Annotated in this window: 13 protein-coding genes; 7 read left to right on the top strand and 6 right to left on the bottom strand. The window is 68.1% G+C overall.

Going from position 1 to position 17,066, the window contains the following annotated elements; genetic code table 11:
• The first annotated feature begins 72 nt into the window (after window positions 1-72).
• On the top strand, window positions 73-1,299 hold the full coding sequence (alaC, locus tag CHC02_RS08995; protein ID WP_089391138.1) for an alanine transaminase: 1,227 nt from the start codon (window positions 73-75) through the stop codon (window positions 1,297-1,299).
• 278 nt (window positions 1,300-1,577) lie between these two features.
• On the opposite strand, the gene CHC02_RS08990 is transcribed toward alaC, so the two are convergent.
• Window positions 1,578-2,012 (bottom strand): DUF411 domain-containing protein, encoded by a 435-nt coding sequence (locus CHC02_RS08990; protein ID WP_089391137.1) that lies wholly within the window; start codon window positions 2,010-2,012, stop codon window positions 1,578-1,580.
• Between the two features lie 173 nt (window positions 2,013-2,185).
• Here CHC02_RS08990 and CHC02_RS08985 point away from each other — a divergent pair, with 173 nt between their 5' ends.
• From CHC02_RS08985 to CHC02_RS08975, 3 genes are all read left to right on the top strand, one after another.
• The gene (locus CHC02_RS08985; protein WP_089391136.1) at window positions 2,186-2,653 is read left to right on the top strand and encodes a DUF4345 family protein; all 468 of its coding nucleotides are present in this window, start codon (window positions 2,186-2,188) and stop codon (window positions 2,651-2,653) included.
• Between the two features lie 155 nt (window positions 2,654-2,808).
• Entirely contained in the window at window positions 2,809-3,159 is a 351-nt protein-coding gene (locus CHC02_RS08980) for a hypothetical protein (RefSeq protein ID WP_089391135.1), read from the top strand.
• A gap of 85 nt (window positions 3,160-3,244) precedes the next feature.
• Window positions 3,245-3,547, top strand: coding sequence for a DUF1883 domain-containing protein (locus CHC02_RS08975; RefSeq protein WP_089391134.1), 303 nt, complete (start codon window positions 3,245-3,247; stop codon window positions 3,545-3,547).
• 6 nt (window positions 3,548-3,553) lie between these two features.
• Here the strand turns inward: CHC02_RS08975 and CHC02_RS08970 are convergent, their stop codons facing one another.
• The 3 genes from CHC02_RS08970 to CHC02_RS08960 form a co-directional block, all read right to left on the bottom strand.
• Window positions 3,554-4,048, bottom strand: coding sequence for a DUF4136 domain-containing protein (locus tag CHC02_RS08970; protein WP_089391133.1), 495 nt, complete (start codon window positions 4,046-4,048; stop codon window positions 3,554-3,556).
• A gap of 73 nt (window positions 4,049-4,121) precedes the next feature.
• Window positions 4,122-5,213 (bottom strand): tRNA (uridine(54)-C5)-methyltransferase TrmA, encoded by a 1,092-nt coding sequence (gene trmA / locus CHC02_RS08965; RefSeq protein WP_089391132.1) that lies wholly within the window; start codon window positions 5,211-5,213, stop codon window positions 4,122-4,124.
• Between the two features lie 117 nt (window positions 5,214-5,330).
• Window positions 5,331-6,626, bottom strand: a complete 1,296-nt coding sequence (locus CHC02_RS08960; RefSeq protein WP_089391131.1) for an NCS2 family permease — start codon at window positions 6,624-6,626, stop codon at window positions 5,331-5,333.
• A gap of 329 nt (window positions 6,627-6,955) precedes the next feature.
• Between CHC02_RS08960 and CHC02_RS08955 the strand changes: the two genes are divergently transcribed.
• The 3 genes from CHC02_RS08955 to CHC02_RS08945 all read left to right on the top strand — a co-directional run bounded on the left by CHC02_RS08955 (window position 6,956) and on the right by CHC02_RS08945 (window position 11,044).
• The gene (locus tag CHC02_RS08955; RefSeq protein WP_089391130.1) at window positions 6,956-7,423 is read left to right on the top strand and encodes a SecDF P1 head subdomain-containing protein; all 468 of its coding nucleotides are present in this window, start codon (window positions 6,956-6,958) and stop codon (window positions 7,421-7,423) included.
• Window positions 7,424-7,638: 215 nt separating this feature from the next.
• Window positions 7,639-9,342 carry a molecular chaperone HscC gene (locus CHC02_RS08950; RefSeq protein WP_089391129.1) on the top strand — a complete coding sequence of 568 codons (1,704 nt, stop codon included), beginning with the start codon at window positions 7,639-7,641 and terminating at the stop codon, window positions 9,340-9,342.
• Between the two features lie 10 nt (window positions 9,343-9,352).
• Window positions 9,353-11,044 (top strand): J domain-containing protein, encoded by a 1,692-nt coding sequence (locus tag CHC02_RS08945; protein ID WP_089391128.1) that lies wholly within the window; start codon window positions 9,353-9,355, stop codon window positions 11,042-11,044.
• Window positions 11,045-11,107: 63 nt separating this feature from the next.
• Here the strand turns inward: CHC02_RS08945 and glyA are convergent, their stop codons facing one another.
• Both glyA and CHC02_RS08930 read right to left on the bottom strand, forming a co-directional pair.
• Complete coding sequence (glyA, locus tag CHC02_RS08940; RefSeq protein WP_089391127.1) at window positions 11,108-12,361, bottom strand: serine hydroxymethyltransferase; 1,254 nt, start codon at window positions 12,359-12,361, stop codon at window positions 11,108-11,110.
• Between the two features lie 346 nt (window positions 12,362-12,707).
• Window positions 12,708-16,979, bottom strand: a complete 4,272-nt coding sequence (locus CHC02_RS08930; RefSeq protein ID WP_425262379.1) for an EAL domain-containing protein — start codon at window positions 16,977-16,979, stop codon at window positions 12,708-12,710.
• Window positions 16,980-17,066 lie beyond the last annotated feature (87 nt).

Raw genomic sequence — 17,066 nt, 5'->3', positions numbered from 1 at the left:
CAGCTTTTCAGGCCACCGCAGTGGCCGGCGTCGCTCGGACGGTTCCGGGCGCTTACGTTCACCGAGGAAATCATGACTGAACCCCGTTCAGCACGCCGCTTCGCGCGTATCGATCGTCTCCCGCCCTACGTCTTCAACATCACCGCCGAACTGAAGATGGCCGCCCGCCGCCGCGGCGAGGACATCATCGACCTGTCCATGGGCAACCCCGACGGCGCCACCCCGCCGCACATCGTCGAAAAGCTGGTGCAGGTCGCCCAGCGCGAGGACACCCACGGCTACTCCACCTCCCGCGGCATTCCGCGCCTGCGCCGGGCCATCTCGCGCTGGTACCAGGAGCGCTACGCGGTGGACATCGACCCGGAAACCGAGGCCATCGTCACCATCGGTTCCAAGGAGGGCCTGGCGCACCTGATGCTGGCCACCCTGGACCACGGCGACAACATCCTGGTGCCCAATCCCAGCTACCCCATCCACATCTACGGCGCGGTGATCGCCGGCGCCCAGGTGCGCTCGGTGCCGCTGGTGCCGGGCATCGACTTCTTCAACGAGCTGGAACGGGCGATCCGCGAGTCGATCCCCAAGCCGAAGATGATGATCCTCGGCTTCCCCTCCAACCCCACCGCGCAGTGCGTGGAGCTTGACTTCTTCGAGCGCGTGGTGGCCCTGGCCAGGCAGTACGACGTGCTGGTGGTGCACGACCTGGCCTACGCCGACATCGTCTACGACGGCTGGAAAGCGCCGTCGATCATGCAGGTGCCCGGCGCCAAGGACATCGCGGTGGAGTTCTTCACCCTGTCCAAGAGCTACAACATGGCCGGCTGGCGCATCGGCTTCATGGTCGGCAACCCGGAGCTGGTCTCGGCCCTGGCGCGGATCAAGAGCTACCACGACTACGGCACCTTCACCCCGCTGCAGGTGGCCGCCATCGCCGCCCTGGAAGGCGACCAGCAGTGCGTGCGCGACATCGCCAGCCAGTACCAGGCGCGCCGCGACGTATTGGTGAAGGGCCTGCACGAGGCCGGCTGGAGGGTCGAGAACCCCAAGGCCTCGATGTACGTCTGGGCGAAGATCCCCGAACCCTACGCGCACCTGGGCTCGCTGGAGTTCGCCAAGAAGCTGCTGAAGGACGCCAAGGTCTCCGTCTCGCCGGGTATCGGCTTTGGTGACTATGGCGACGACCACGTGCGCTTTGCGTTGATCGAGAACCGTGATCGCTTGCGCCAGGCGGTGCGGGGGATCAAGGCGATGTTCCGGGCCGATGGGTTGTTGCCGAAGGGGGCGAAGGTGGGGGAGTAAGCGAAAGGCGTATGGGAAAGGGAGCTCTCCGGATGCATTGGTGCTTCGCGGGGGCTTCTTTCCCTCTCCCCAGCCCTCTCCCTGAAGGGAGAGGGGGCTTGTCCGTGCCGAGATAAGGCTTGATTTTAGCCGGCAATTTCTATGCTAGCCGGCTGACTCCAGAACATCAGTGCCTGCCCAACGGTCCCCTCTCCCTTCAGGGAGAGGGTTAGGGAGAGGGGCGGAGCCGATCCCACGTCCCAGAACAGCAGAATGGCTCCAAGCCCCCAAGAAAAACCTCAACGCCGCGGATAATCCGCCAACACCACCGCTTTCCCATCCTTGCCCAACCCCAGCACCTGGTAGGCATCGTAACGCCCACCCATCTCCATGCCCGGCGAGCCCATGGGCATGCCTGGCACGGCGGCGCCCACCAGGTCGGCGCGTTCGCGCAGCGCGAGCACATCACGGGCCGGTACGTGGCCCTCGACGAACTTGCCGTCGATCACCCCGGTATGGCACGAGCCCATGGCGTAGGGCACGCCCAGGCGCGTCTTGACCGCCGACATGTCCGCCTCGACGTGGTCGTTGACCGTGAAGCCGTTGGCCTGCAGGTGTTTGATCCAGTCCTTGCAGCAGCCGCAATTGGCGTCGCGGTGCACGTCGATGGTCAACGGCTGGGCGGCCTGGGCGGTGCCGGCGAGGAGGGCGGCGAGAAGGAGGATGCGGCGCATGGGAAGCTCCTGTCAGAACGAAATCCGTGGAGCATACTCTCAGGGACGGCGGCGCCCGTCCCTGCTCTGTATCAGCTTATGACGCCGCCGCCGAACTCGGCGCGCCGAGCAAGGTCTGTGTCCTTTATCCATCTTCATTATGCCGAGGGCTGACGGGCCCCAGGAGGAACAGGATGCTCTTCGCCCGCTTCGTCTTGCTGCTACAGGCCCTGGTATGGGCCGGCCTGGGCCTGCTGTACTGGGTGCGCCCCTACGAGATGGCCAACCTCAGCGGCATGTTGCTGATGGAACCGGAATCGGTCAGCGACGCCCAGGTGTTCTACGGCGGCCACCAGTTCGCCCTGGCGCTGTTCCTGCTGTTCGCCCTGCGCCGCCGCGAGCTGCTGCGCGCCGGGCTGATCCTGGTGGTGCTGGTGCAGCTCACCCTGACCCTGTCGCGGCTGCTCATCGCCTGGTCCTCGGGCCTGGGCATCGATACCGACGCCACCCTCTACGGCCTGGTCTACCGCGGCAGCGTGTCGCTGCTGGCGATCTTCGCCCTGTACTGGCTGGAGCGCGGCCGGCGCGAGCCGGAGCCGGCCGAACCGCTGCCGGAGACGCCGGTGGAGAAGGTGCGCGACGCCGACTTCGAAGGGCTCTGAGTCAGGTCCGAAAGACTTCGCGGCGAGTCAGGATGACTCCGCCGCTGCTGGTCATTTTGACTTCGATCTCGCGCCAGCCCATGATCCATGGGCCCTCGGGGGCTGGCACGTTTGCTGTAATGGCTTGGCTACCTTCAAACGCCAATGGAGCGATCATGAAAGTAGCGAGCCTGTGTGCAATGGGTGTGGTGCTGTTGTCCTGCGCGGTGGCGCAGGCGGACCAGGTGGTGGCTGAACGGCCGGACAACACGGTCGGCGGCGGTTTCGGCGCGGGCAGCGGGCTGCTGGTCGGCGGCGCCCTGGGCGGGCCCTTCGGCGCGCTGGCGGGGGCCGGCATCGGCTGGCTGGCCGGCAGCGGCGTGCAGCAGGCCAGCGGCGCCAGCCAGAAGGCCTACGTGGTGCAGGCGGCGGATGGCAGCGAGCGCACCGTGCGTTCGCCCAACGCCGCGTTCCAGGTGGGCCAGCGCGTGGAGGCCGACGGCATCCGCCTGCGCGCCGCGGACTGAGCCTGTCGGACCGGCGCCGCTGGGGCGGCGCCGGCTTCCGTGCTATCGTTGCGCCCCGTTCGACCGTCACCCGCAGGCCCGCAACATGAAATTCATCCACAAGCGCGAACACCTCAACGAGGGCGACCTCGTGGTCATCGAATGCTCGCGCACCTGCAACATCCGCCTGATGAACGACGCCAACTTCCGCAGCTTCAAGAACGGCGGCCGCCACAGCTACCACGGCGGCGCCTTCGAGCGCTTCCCGGCGCGCATCCGCGTGCCCAGCACCGGGTTCTGGAACCTCACCCTGGACACCGTCACCCGCCGCGCCATCAGCGTCACCCGCAAGCCGGACTTCAGCTACAGCATCAAGTTCGTGCGCAAGACGCCCTCCAGCTACAGCTGAGCCGCCTCAGGGGCGGTGCGCCGGGAAATCCTCCAGCAGCTTCGCCAGCGCCTTGTCGAAAGCCTCCTGGCTCAGGTTCGGGTCCTGTAGCTGGCTGCTCAACTGCGCTTCGTAGAGCACTTCGCGACTCCCCTCGTCGACGATGCGCATGACCAGCCGCGCCAGGTCGGAATCGGCGATCTGCGTCTGGTTCACCACGCCTTCCTGGGTCGCTACCGGGCGCTGGATCACCCCGGTCTGGCGCTCCAGCCCCAGCGCATAGAGCACCCGCAAATCGCCATTGCGCGCCTGGAAGCGGTAGCCCTTGGCTTCCAGGGCGCGGCGCAGGGCGGCGTCGAAGCGGTCCTCGAGGTCCAGGCGGTGGCCGGGGGCGCGTACCGCCTGGATGGAGAAGCTGCCCTGGTGGCCATCGGCGGCCGGCGAGACCGTCACCTTGGCCGGGTCGCTGCCGGCGCAGGCGGCCAGCAGCAGGGCGAGCAGGGGAAGCAGGAAGCGGTGCATGGCGAGGCTCTCTTGTGGTTATCCACAGCAGCCTAGCCGGCGGCGCGGGAAGCGCCGCCCAACCCAGGTTGGGTTAGCCGCGGCGACGCTCGAGCAGCACGCCCGCTTCCATGTGGTGGGTGTAGGGGAACTGGTCGAACAATGCGCAGCGCGTCACCGCGTGGGTGTCGTGCAGTTGGGCGATGTTCTGCGCCAGCGTCTCCGGGTTGCAGGAGATGTAGAGGATGCGCTCGAAGCGGCGGGTCAGCTCGCAGGTGTCCGCGTCCATGCCGGCGCGCGGCGGGTCGACGAAGACGCTGCCGAAGTCGTAGCCCTTCAGGTCCACGTCGGCCAGGCGGCGGAACGGGCGCACCTCGTTCAGCGCCTGGGTCAGCTCCTCGGCGGAGAGGCGCACCAGGGTGACGTTATCCACAGCGTTGCCGGCCAGGTTCGCCAGGGCGGCGTTCACCGAGGTCTTGCTGATCTCGGTGGCGAGCACCTTGCGCACCCGGGTGGCCAGCGGCAGGGTGAAGTTGCCGTTGCCGCAGTACAGCTCCAGCAGGTCGTCGTCGCGCTGGCCGAGGGCCTCGAAGGCCCAGTTGAGCATCTTCTGGCAGACCACGCCGTTGGGCTGGGTGAAGGCGCCCTCCGGCTGGCGGTAGCGGAAGGTCCGCCCGGCCACCTGCAGGGCTTCCTCGACATAGTCGCGGCCGACCACCAGGCGCTTGCCGCGCGAGCGCCCGACGATGCTCACGCCCAGCTCGGCGGCCAGCGTCGCCGCCGCGGCCTGCCAGGCTTCGTCCACCGGGCGGTGGTAGCAGAGGGTGACCAGCGCATCGCCCGCCAGGGTGGTGAGGAACTCCACCTGGAACAGCTTGTGGCCCAGGGCGCGCTCGGCCCAGGCGGCCTTCAGGCGCGGCATCAGTTCGTTGACGCGCTGGCTGGCGATGGGGAAGTCGTCGATCAGGATCGGCGTGTGCTTGTCGCCCTGCTCGAACATCGCGTAGTGGCGCTGCTCGCCCTCGCGCCACAGGCGGAACTCGGCGCGCAGGCGGTAGTGCTCGCGGGGCGAGTCGAACACCTGCGGCTCGGGCGCGGCGAAGGGCGCCAGCAGCTCGCGCAGGCGCGCGGCCTTGTCGGCCAGTTGGGTGTCGTAGGCGGCGGGGTCGAAGCGGGGGCTGCTCATGGGGAACTCTTGGTGCGTGGTGGCGGCGATGGGTTTCGTTGCACTCGACCCATCTTGCAGGTGACTCGCGGGATGGGTCGAGCGAAGCGATACCCATGCAGCATGGGTAAAGATGACTCAGGCGTTGTACCAGCCCAGCTTGATGACGAACAGCACCGAGAGGATCACCAGCGCCCAGTTCAGCTCGCGGAAGCGGCCGGCCAGCAGCTTGCAGGCGGTCCAGGTGATGAAGCCGAAGGCGATGCCGTTGGCGATGGAGAAGGTCAGCGGCATGGCCAGGGCGGTGACCACCACGGGCGCGGCCACGGTCAGGTCGTCCCAGTCGATCTCGGCCAGGCCCGAGGCCATCAGCACGGCGACGAAGAACAGCGCCGGCGCCGTGGCGAAGGCCGGCACGTTGCCCGCCAGCGGGGCGAAGAACAGCGCCAGCAGGAACAGCACGGCGACCACGATGGCGGTCAGGCCTGTGCGGCCACCGGCGGAGACGCCCGCGGCGGACTCGATGTAGCTGGTGGTGGTGGAGGTGCCCAGCAGCGAGCCGAACATGGCCGCGGTGCTGTCGGCGATCAGCGCGCGGCCCATCTTCGGCATGTGCCCGTCCTTGCCCATCAGGCCGGCGCGCTTGGCCACGCCGATCAGGGTGCCGGAGTTGTCGAACAGGTCGACGAAGAGGAAGGCGAAGATCACGCTGGTCAGGCCGATGTCCAGGGCGCCCTTGATGTCCAGCTGGAGGAAGGTCGGCGCCAGCGACGGCGGCATCGACACCACGCCGCCGAACTGCGACACGCCCAGGGCGATGGCGATGAAGGTCACGGCGAGGATGCCGATCATCACCGCGCCGGTCACGCGGCGGGCTTCCAGGGCGACGATGAGGATGAAGCCGAGGATCGCCAGCAGCGGCTCGGGCCTGGCCAGGTCGCCCATGCCCACCAGGGTGGCCGGGTTGGCGACGACGATGCCGGATTCCTTGAGCGCGATCAGCGCCAGGAACAGGCCGATGCCGGCGGCGATGGCCGAGCGCAGGGCCAGCGGGATGCTGTTGATGATCCATTCGCGGATGCGGAAGATCGAGATGACGAAGAACATGCAGGCCGAGAGGAACACCGCGCCCAGCGCCACCTGCCAGGTGTGGCCCATGTGCAGCACCACGGTGTAGGTGAAGAAGGCGTTCAGGCCCATGCCCGGCGCGAGGGCGATGGGGTAGTTGGCGATCAGCCCCATGATCGCCGAGCCGATGGCCGCGGCCAGGCAGGTGGCGACGAACACCGCGCCCTTGTCCATGCCGGTCTCGCCGAGGATGCTCGGGTTGACGAAGAGAATGTAGGCCATGGTCAGGAAGGTGGTGACCCCCGCCAGTATCTCGGTGCGTACGTTGGTGTTGTGCGCCTTGAGTTGGAACAGCTTTTCCAGCATGTCGTGCTCCCCGTGTTTGGGCGTCCTGCGGCTCGACCGGTCGGTCAACAATGGCCGTCTCGCGCGGCCTGGGCAAAAAAGGCGGGCATCATAGCAGCTCGCCGGAAACGCGGGTATCGAGCCCGTCGCCCGCTTCCCCGACGAGCCTAGCCGGCCTCGGCCGCGACTGCCAACGCAAGGCCCGTGCCAGCCCCTTCGTTGACCTCTGCCACGCCTGCCGGGCCGCCATCGGCGTTATCATGTGCCGGCCGGTACGCAATGACCGGCGCGCGCCGTTGTCCAACTGGCATCCGGCCCGATTCCACTGTTGCCTGACCCGTCGTCGACCCATGAAACGCCTGATCCCGCTTTGCCTCCTCGCCCTGCTGGGCGCCTGCGCCGGCACGCCGCCGGTCCTGCCGCAGCACAGCTTCGACATCCACGCCACCGCCGACAAGGCCACGGCCAGCACCCGCACCCTGGCCGACCCGCAAGGCCAGGCGGTGCTGGTCATCGCCCGCGCCGAACTCACCCAGCGCGACGTGCAGCGCGCCGAAGTGGTGCTGGGCAACGGCGGCCGCCCCGGCGTGCTGGTGACCTTCGCCCCCGACGCCAGCCGGCGCCTGGCGCGCCTGACCGAAAAGCAGCAGGGCAAGGCCCTGGCGGTGGTGATCGACGGCCAGCTGCGCATGCTGCCGCCGGTGTCCGAGCCGGTGCGCGACGGCCGGGTGATGCTGGAGGGGTTCGACAGCCAGGTGGAAGCGGAGGCGCTGGCGCGGCAGCTCAACGAACTGCGGGATGTGCTGGTGCAGCCCTGAGCGGCGGCAAGCAGGAAGGAAAGTCCGAATCCCCCGGATTTCCGGCGGCAGGATCTGGTCGGCGGAGCCGAATTCTTCCGAGGCCAACCGGCTCACTCTGATACTGCTTCCGGGGGCTTTACCGGATACTGGCATCTCGCTGTAATAGTGTTCTTTCCCTTCCATGGATGGGCCTGGCCTGCAGAGCCCGCCAAGCTCGCAAGGAGAGCGCCAGCATGATAGTCGGCATTGATCTGGGCACGACCAACAGCCTCGTCGCCGTGTGGCGCGACGATGCCCCGCAACTGGTGCCCAATGCGCTGGGCAGCGTGATCACCCCCAGTGTGGTCGGCCTCGACGACCAGGGCCTGATCCTGGTCGGCCAGGCTGCCCGTGAGCGCCTGCAGACCCACCCCCAGCTCACCACCGCCTTGTTCAAGCGCCATATGGGCAGCGGCCACGAGACTACCCTGGGTCAACGGCGCTTCCGCCCCGAAGAGCTCTCCGCGCTGCTGTTGCGCAGCCTGAAGGAGGACGTCGAGCGTGCCTACGGCGAGCCGGTGGAAGAAGCGGTCATCAGCGTGCCGGCCTACTTCAGCGATGCGCAGCGCAAGGCGACGCGAATCGCCGGCGAACTGGCCGGCCTGAAGGTCGAGAAACTCGTCAACGAACCTACCGCGGCGGCCCTGGCCTACGGCCTGCACCACAAGGACCGGGAGACTTCCTTCCTGGTCTTCGACCTCGGCGGTGGCACTTTCGATGTCTCCATCCTCGAGCTCTTCGAGGGGGTGATGGAGGTCCGCGCCAGCGCCGGCGACAACTTCCTTGGCGGCGAGGACTTCGATACCGCCCTGTTGCAGCACTTCGTCGCCAGCCAGCGGGAGGACGCGCAGTTCCCCGACATCAACGGCAGCGGCATCCTCCATCGCCTTCGCTGCGAGGCCGAGCGCGTGCGCCAGGCGCTGGGGCAACAGGCGAGCGAGACCTTCGTCTTCAGCCATGGTGGGCGCAGGTGGGAACTGGAAGTGACCCAGGACGACCTGCAGAAGGTCAGCGCCGCGCTGCTGGAGCGTCTACGCGGGCCGATCGAACGCGCGCTGCGCGATGCGCGCATCCGTGTCGCCGACCTCGACGAGGTGCTGCTGGTAGGCGGGACCACGCGCATGCCGTTGGTGCGCAAGCTGGCCGCCGGACTGTTCGGTCGCTTCCCGGCCCTGCACATCAACCCCGATGAGGCGGTGGCCTTGGGCGCCGCTGTGCAGGCCGCGCTGAAAAGCCGCGCCGCCGCGCTAGAGGAAGTGGTGCTGACCGATGTGTGCCCCTATACCTTGGGCATCGAGACCACCATGCAATTCGGTCGCCAGTATGAAAGTGGGCACTACCTGCCGATCATCGAGCGCAACAGCGTGGTGCCGGTGAGCCGGGTGAAGACGGTGCAGACCCTGCAGGATGGCCAGGCCCGGGTGCTGCTGCAGATCTTCCAGGGTGAAAGCCGCCTGGTGAAGGACAACATCCCGCTCGGCGAGCTGGATATCCCGGTACCGCCGCGCAAGGCGGGCGAGGTCAAGCTGGACGTACGCTTCACCTACGACAACAACGGCATCCTCGAAGCAGAGGTGACCCTGCCGGACAGCGGCGAGCGGCATAGCCTGGTCATCGAGAAGAACCCCGGTGTGCTGAGCCCCGAGGAGGTTCGCCAGCGCTTGGCCGAATTGGCCTCGCTGAAGGTGCACCCGCGTAACCAGCAGGTGAATACCCTGCTCCTGGCCCGTCTCGAACGTTTGTACCAGGAGAGCCTGGGAGAGGCGCGCAGCCAGCTCGCCCAATTGGCCGGAGCTTTCCAGCAGGTCCTGGCCGAGCAGGACCCGGCGCGGATCGAGGCGATGCGCGAGGCCGTTCAGGTGCGCCTGGACGAGATCGAACAGTCGGTGTGGCAGTGAGGCACGCGCCATGAGTTGTTGGGAAACCCTGGGCCTGGAGCCCGGCACCGACGAGCGCACCATCAAGCGGCAATATGCGCGTTTGCTCAAGGTCACCCGCCCTGACGAGGATGCCCAGGCTTTCCAGGCGCTACGGGAGGCCTACGAGCAGGCATTGAGCTGGGTGGAGTGGGAAGGCGAGGACGAGATCGCCGAGGTAGAGCCGCAGCGAGCCGAACACGTAGCGTCGGCCGTTGTGCCCCCCGCCGCGCAGCCCCTCGACACCGACCTGCAGCTGCACCTTCCATCGCTGCTTGCGGACATCTCGCCTGCCACACTGACCGAGTGCAGGCTGCGGGCGGAAGAGGCCGGGCTGGCCACTTCTTTCGAGCACGCTCTCCTGCAGCATTGTCTCGAGGTGCCCGGCAACCACCTTCTGCTGGATGCCGCTTGCGTCGAGTATGGTTGGCTGGATCCTGATCGGCGCTCCTCGCTGACAGAGGGCGAGCGCCTGCAGGTGCGTTCCAGGGTGTTGCGTGGGTTGCTGCTGCAATTGCGTCGTTCGCTCGATAAGGGCGAAGTGGCGGAATTCCAGGACGGCTTGGCGACGCTGCGCCGCCAGCCCTGGTTGCAAAGCTACGATGCGCGCGGCCTGCTGGACGAGGCGGTGGTGGAGCTGTTGCTGGAGGTTCCGCACTGGCCGGCCGGGCTCTTCGAGGGCGTCGCCAGCCTCTTCGAGTGGCAGGAGGGACGGCGCGTACCCAATTGCGCCGAGTATCTCTGGGGCGCACTGCTGCGGCGCCGGGACGCGGAGAGCTACTTCGAGACCCTGCAGCGGGATGCGCAGACCTGGGACCTGCGCCCCGAGATGCGGGCGGCCCGACTGATGCTGACACCGTTCGACATTTACCAGCAGCGTCGTTTCAGCGCCGATTTCGGCGCCGCTGACTGGAACAGTTGCCAGCGTATCGCCGACACCTTGCAGTACCGCTATCCGAATCTGCTCGAGCGTTTGCCTGAGGGCAACCGAAGCCTGGAGTTCTGGCAGGACTTGCCGCGCAATGAAGGTAAGTTCGATCCCAGGCATTTCCTCCTCTGGGTGGCTGTTGTGGTCGTCCTTGGCGTGTTCTGGCTACCCGGCAAGGTACGGAGCCTGCCGGAGCTGCTGCCCAATCTGTTGGTACTGGTGGCGTTCTCCACCATCCCCTACTACGTGAGCGCATTGGTGATGCGGGTTTTCCGAGCGCTTACGCACGACCGGCTGAACCGTTTCGACTATTGGCTCGGCGGTGAGATCCTGCCGGTCCAGTGGCATGGGCAGGGGGCGGGGATGCGGCCGCTACGGCATGGCGCGCTGGCGTTCGGAGTCGCCTGGCTGATTGCGCTGGCTTCCGGTCTGAAGGGGGGAGGGTTGTGGTTGGCGAGCGTCCCGCTGGCGGTCGCCGTGTTGCTGCTGATGCAGTTGGCAATACGTACACATGTGCTGGCTCGTGCTGCCGAGATTATCCTCGGGCCCTTGCGTCGCCACCTTGCAGTGTTGCTGCCGCTCTCGTTCATAGCGATAGTCCTGGCGGTGATTGGCATTCAGGTCTACCTGCAGCAGCAACAACTGATCCGCAGCCAGTACTACCAGGGACGGAGCGGACAGGAGCGCTGCCAGGATCCGGAGCACCGCCGTGAGCTGACGTGCATTCTGAGCTGGCGTCCGCACGGCGCCCATTGAGGCCCATGGAAACGAAAAAGCCCGGCGGTGAATGCCGGGCTTTTTGTCGTTCGCGGGTAAGGCTTACTTGCCGTACACCGGGAACTTGGCGCACAGGGCCTTGACCTGCTCGCGCACGCGGCCTTCCACGGCCTCGTCGCCCAGGTTGGCGAGGATCTCGCAGATCCAGCCGGCCAGCTGGCGGCACTCGTCTTCCTTGAAGCCGCGGGTGGTCACGGCCGGGGTGCCGATGCGCAGGCCCGAGGTGACGAAGGGCGAGCGCGGATCGTTCGGCACGCTGTTCTTGTTCACGGTGATGAAGGCGCGGCCCAGGGCGGCGTCCGCGTCCTTGCCGGTGATGTCCTGCTTGATCAGGCTGAGCAGGAACAGGTGGTTCCGGGTGCCGCCGGAAACCACGTCGTAGCCGTTCTCGATGAACACCTGGGCCATGGTCTGGGCGTTCTTCACCACTTGTTCCTGATAGGCCTTGAACTCGGGCTGCAGGGCTTCCTTGAAGCACACGGCCTTGGCGGCGATGACGTGCTCCAGCGGGCCGCCCTGGCCGCCCGGGAAGACGGCGGAGTTCAGCTTCTTCTCCAGCTCTTCGTTCCTGCGCGCCAGGATCAGGCCGCCGCGCGGGCCGCGCAGGGTCTTGTGGGTGGTGGTGGTGACGACGTCGGCGAAGGGCACCGGGTTCGGGTAGATGCCGGCGGCGACCAGGCCGGCCACGTGGGCCATGTCGACGAACAGGTAGGCGCCCACCTTGTCGGCGATGGCGCGGAAGCGCGGGAAGTCGAGGATCTGCGAGTAGGCGGAGAAGCCGGCGATGATCATCTTCGGCTTGTGTTCCACGGCCAGGCGCTCGACTTCGTCGTAGTCGATCAGGCCGTTGCCGTCGATGCCGTACTGCACGGCGTTGTAGATCTTGCCGGAGAAGCTGACGCTGGCGCCGTGGGTCAGGTGGCCGCCGTGGGCCAGGCTCATGCCCAGCACGGTGTCGCCGGCGTTCAGCAGGGCCATGTAGACCGCGGCGTTGGCCTGGGAGCCGGAGTGCGGCTGGACGTTGGCGTAGTCGGCGCCGAACAGCTGCTTGGCGCGGTCGATGGCCAGCTGCTCGACCACGTCGACGTACTCGCAACCGCCGTAGTAGCGCTTGCCCGGGTAGCCTTCGGCGTACTTGTTGGTCAGCACGCTACCCTGGGCTTCCATCACCGCCGGGCTGGTGTAGTTCTCGGAGGCGATGAGCTCGATGTGCTCTTCCTGGCGCAGGGCTTCCTGCTCCATCGCGGCGAAGAGTTCGGCATCGTAGCGGGCGAGGGTCAAATCACGGCTGAACATGGCGGTCCTCATAAGGATCGGTGCTGGGAAAGGGGCGCATTCTAACCCAGGGCGCGCGCGCTGGCATATGAAAGGCGGTCATGTGGCGGATAAGCGGGGTTCACGCGGGGGGAGCGCTGTTGGAGCGGGCCCTGCCCGCGATTCGCGCGCAGGGCGCGCTCCTACAGGCGCCGCCGGGGGCATGGCGTAGGAGCAACTGTCTTGCCGACTACGCCGAAGTGCTCTTCGTAGGAGCGAGCTTGCTCGCGAACAGATTCCGCAGCGGGGGGCTCATTCGCGAGCAAGCTCGCTCCTACGAGAAGCCGTGCCTGCCCGTACGATAGGCTCCTACAGGGGAATCCTGACGCTAGCCGAGCAGGAACAACGCATTGCTGGAGAACAGCGCCGCAAACTGCTCCGCCGTCATCGGCCGGCCGAACAGGAAGCCCTGCACCTCGTCGCAGCCGTGTTCGCGCAGGAAGTCCAGCTGCGCCTGGCTCTCCACGCCCTCGGCGATCACCATCAGGTTCAGGCTGTGGGCCATGGCGATGATGGCGCGGGCGATCTGCGCGTCCTGCTCGCCGTGGGGCAGGCCGTCGACGAAGCTGCGGTCGATCTTCAGCACGTCGATGGGGAACTGCTTGAGGTAGTTCAGCGACGAGTAGCCGGTGCCGAAGTCGTCCACCGCGATGGCCAGGCCCAGCCGCTTGAGCCCGGAGAGGATGTGCATGGCCTCGGACACGTCGCTCATCAGGATGCTTTCGGTCAGCTCCAGCTCCAGGCAGGCCGGCGGGATGCCGGTCTCCATGAGGATGCCGGCGATGCGCGTGCCCAGCTGGCCGTCGGCGAACTGCCGCGCGGACAGGTTCACCGCCACCTTGGGCACCCGCACCTTGTCGCGGTGCCAGATGCGGATCTGCCGGCAGGCCTCGGCCAGCAGCCAGTCGCCGACCTGGGCGATCAGCCCCAGTTCCTCCAGCACCGGGATGAACTCGGTGGGCGGCACCAGGCCGCGGCGCGGGTGCTGCCAGCGCAGCAGCGCCTCGGCACCGGTGAGGCGGCGGCCGTCGCCGGTGAACTGCGGCTGGTAGTGCAGGACGAACTCGCCCTGCTCGATGGCCCGGCGCAGGTCGCTTTCCAGCTCCAGGCGCTCCAGGGCGCGGGCGTTCATCTCGGCCTGGTAGAACTGGAAGTTGTTCTTGCCCACTTCCTTGGCGTGGTACATGGCGGTGTCGGCGTTCTTCATCAACTGGCTCAGCTCGGCGCCGTCCTGGGGCGACAGGGCCACGCCGATGCTGGCGGTGACGAAGAACTCGCGGCCTTCCAGGGTGAAGGGCCGGGCCAGGCTGGCGAGGATGCGCTCGGCCACCTGGATGGCGCGCTTGAGCGCGCGCTCGCGGTCTTCCAGCGCGGGCAGCAGCAGGGTGAACTCGTCGCCGCCCATGCGCGCCACGGTGTCGTTGTCGCCGACGCAGCGGTTCAGGCGCTCGGCCACTTCCTTGAGCATGCGGTCGCCCGCGGCGTGGCCGAGGGAGTCGTTGATCGGCTTGAAGCGGTCGAGGTCGAGGAACATCAGCACCACCCACTGGCGGTGCCGCTCGGCCTGCATCAGCGCGGTGTGCAGGCGGTCCTGGAACAGGGTGCGGTTGGGCAGGTGGGTGAGGGCGTCGTAGTAGGCCAGGCGGTGGATGCGCCGCTCGCTGGCCTTGCGCTCGCTGATGTCGCTGAAGAAGCAGACGAAGCTGACCAGGTCGCCTTCCTCGTCCTGCACCGCGGTGATGCCCACCCAGGACGGGTACAGCTCGCCGCTCTTGCGCTTCTGCAGGATCTCGCCTTCCCAGCTGCCGCTGCGCTGCAGGCTGTCGAGCACGTGCTTGAGCTGGTTGGCCTCCTGCTGGTCGGCGGTGAGCAGGCGCGGCTGCTGGTCGAGCACCTCGGCGGCGGCGTAGCCGGTCAGGCGCGAGAAGGAGTCGTTGACCTGGACGATGTAGCCGGCCGGGTCGGTGACCATGATGGCCGCCGTGGAATGCTCGAACACGGTCGCGGCCATGCGCATCTCGCGCTCGGCGCGGCGCTGCTGGCTGATGTCGCGGGCCACGCCGAGCAGGCCGACGAAGCGCCCGGAGTCGTCCCACATCAGGGCGATGCGCAGCTCCACCGGGACCTTGCGGCCGTCGGCGCGCAGGCAGTCGAAGGTGAACAGGTGCACCGCGCTGGACTCGCGCAGGGCGGCCAGCCGGCGCGGCGCGCCTATGGCGTCGCGCACGCGCTCCAGCAGGTCGTGCAGGCGCCCCAGCTGCGCCGGGTTGGCGGCGATCTGCTGCAGGTCGTTGTGCAGCAGCCAGTCGGGGCTGTAGCCGAAGGTCTGCTCGATGGACGGGCTGATGTAGTCGATGTTCAGTTGGGCGTCGGTGGTGAGGATCACGTCGCTGATGCTCTCGGCCAGCATCTGGTAGCGGCGGCTGCTCTCGCGCAGCGAGTTGTTCGCCTCCACCGTGTCGGTGATGTCCTTGGCCACGCCGATCAGGCGCGCCACGCGGCCGTCGGGGGCGCGGCTGAAGGCCTGCTCGCGGATGTCGAACCAGTGCCAGCTGCCGTCGCGGTGGCGCCAGCGCAACTGGCTGTCCAGCAGCAGGTTGTCGCCGACCACCTGTTGCAGGTTGCGTATGCGCCAGTAGTACTCGACGTCGTCCGGGTGCAGCAGGCATTCCCAGAAGCGCTCGCCCATCTGCTCCAGCTCTTCCTTGCCGTAGCCCAGCTGGCTGCCCAGGTGATGGTTGCTGAAGATCACCCGGCGCGCGGTGATGTCGTGGATGTACAGGGTGTCGGGCACCGCGCGCACGGCATCGGACCAGAACTTCTCGCGTTCGATCAGCGACAGCTCGACCTGCTTGCGGCTGCTGATGTCGGACAGGCTCAGGGTGACCGCGCGGTAGTCCGGCAGGTGCTCGGGGATGCGCAGCTGCAGCCAGAAGTGGCGCAGCTCGCCCTGGCCGGTGCGGATGGCGACTTCCTGCTCGATGAGGCCGGTGCCGCAGAGGATCGCCTCGATGATGCGCGCGCGGGCGCTGCCGGGGCGCCGCGGGCTGTCGCCGATCAGCTGCCGCCAGGCCTGCTCGCCGCTCTCCACGCCGAGCAGGCGCCGCGCCACCTCGTTGACCTCGCTGATGCGGATCAGCCGCAGCAGCTGCGGCCAGTGTTCCTCGCGGCGCTCCAGCCAGGCCTGCAGGCGGCCGGCCTCGCGCAGGCCGTTGTCGGCGAAGAAGCGCTGCAGGTCCGAGAGGTCGAGCACGCAGAGGGCCACGCCGACGCCGTCGAAGATGTCCTGGTAGCGCCGCCGCGTCTCTTCCAGCACCTGCAGCGAGCGCTGCTCCTCGGTGACGTCGCGCAGCACCCAGACGTGCCCGCCCGGCGCCTGCTGGCCGCGCAGCACCCAGTCGGGCGCCTCGCCGGGCGGGGATTCCTCCAGCGGGTGGCGGCTGACGGCGTAGCGCCGGCGGCGGCCGTTGCGCTCCAGGGTGACGTACTGCCTGCCCGGCGGCGTGCCCTCGCTGGGCGGCTGCGCCAGCTCCGGCAGCAGGCGCGCGAGATGGTGCAGGGGCGCGTCTTCGGCGCGGATGCCCAGCAGCTGCTCCGCCGGCGGGTTGAGGTAGACCAGGCGGCCGTCGGCGCGCGTCACCAGCACCCGCTCGTCCACCGCCGCCAGGGCCTGGGCGGCCTGGCGCAGGCGCGATTGCGAGTCGGCGGTCTGCGCGCGCAGGCTCTGCTGCTCGCGTTGCAGGCGCAGCAGGGCGGCGCAGCTGATGCCGGCCAGCAACAGCAGCAGGCCCAGCTCGCCGAGCAGGCGCGGCGGCACCCTGGGCTGCGTAGCGAGCGCGTCGACCAGCGGGCGGATATGCCAGTCGCTGTTGGCGACCTGCAGCGCCGGCGATTCGACGGCTTCCGGCGCGATGGCCGCCGGCGTGTCCGCCGGCGCGTCGGGCGCGGCCAGCACCGGGTGGCCGGCCTGGTCTTCCAGCACCCAGGCGCGGCCGCCGGCCAGGACCCGCCCGGACCATTGCCGGCGCGCCTCGGCTGCGTCCAGGCGGAGCACGGCGAAGGGGCCGCTGGCGTCCTGCGGGCGCAGCAGCAGGTAGAAATGGCCGCCATCGGCGTCGTTGTAGGCGTAATGGAAGGGGCTGGCGGCGGCGCGTTGCCGCAGGCCGGCGACGAAGGCGTCGTCGCCGCTGGCCGGCGCGGTGTCCAGTTGCCTGCCGCCGTCGGGGGCGTACCAGGCCAGGCTGCGCAGGGCGGGATAGAGCTGGCGCAGGTCGTCGAGCAGCAGCGCCGGCTCCTCGCCGCGGCCCAGGCGTTGCCGGGCCAGGGTGCGCGCAGCCTGGGCCTTGAGCTCCAGGGCCAGGGACAACTGGTGGGCCAGCTCCTGGCTCTGGTGCAGGATGCGCTCGCGCTCGAACCGCGCCTGGCTGAAATACTCCTGGCCCAGTTGCCAGAGCAGCAGGCCGAGCATCAGCGGCACCAGCAGCAGGGCGCTCCTGATGGCCAGCCGTTCAGGCCGGGCCAGGCTGGCCGGAGGGCGGGGAGGTCTGGACAAGGAGCGGCTACCTGGAACGGGGCGACGGGGTTCGGCGCGCAGTAGCATGCCCGGAAGCAGGGCCAAGTGCCAGTATCGCCGACGAGCGTCGTTTGCCCTTCACGGTCCATTCCGGTAGCTTTGCCGCACGCGCGC

The sequence above is a fragment of the Pseudomonas delhiensis genome (assembly GCF_900187975.1).
Taxonomy (GTDB): domain Bacteria; phylum Pseudomonadota; class Gammaproteobacteria; order Pseudomonadales; family Pseudomonadaceae; genus Pseudomonas; species Pseudomonas delhiensis.
The sequence above is the reverse complement of the archived record's forward strand: the minus strand, read 5'-3'. Positions and strand labels throughout refer to the sequence as shown.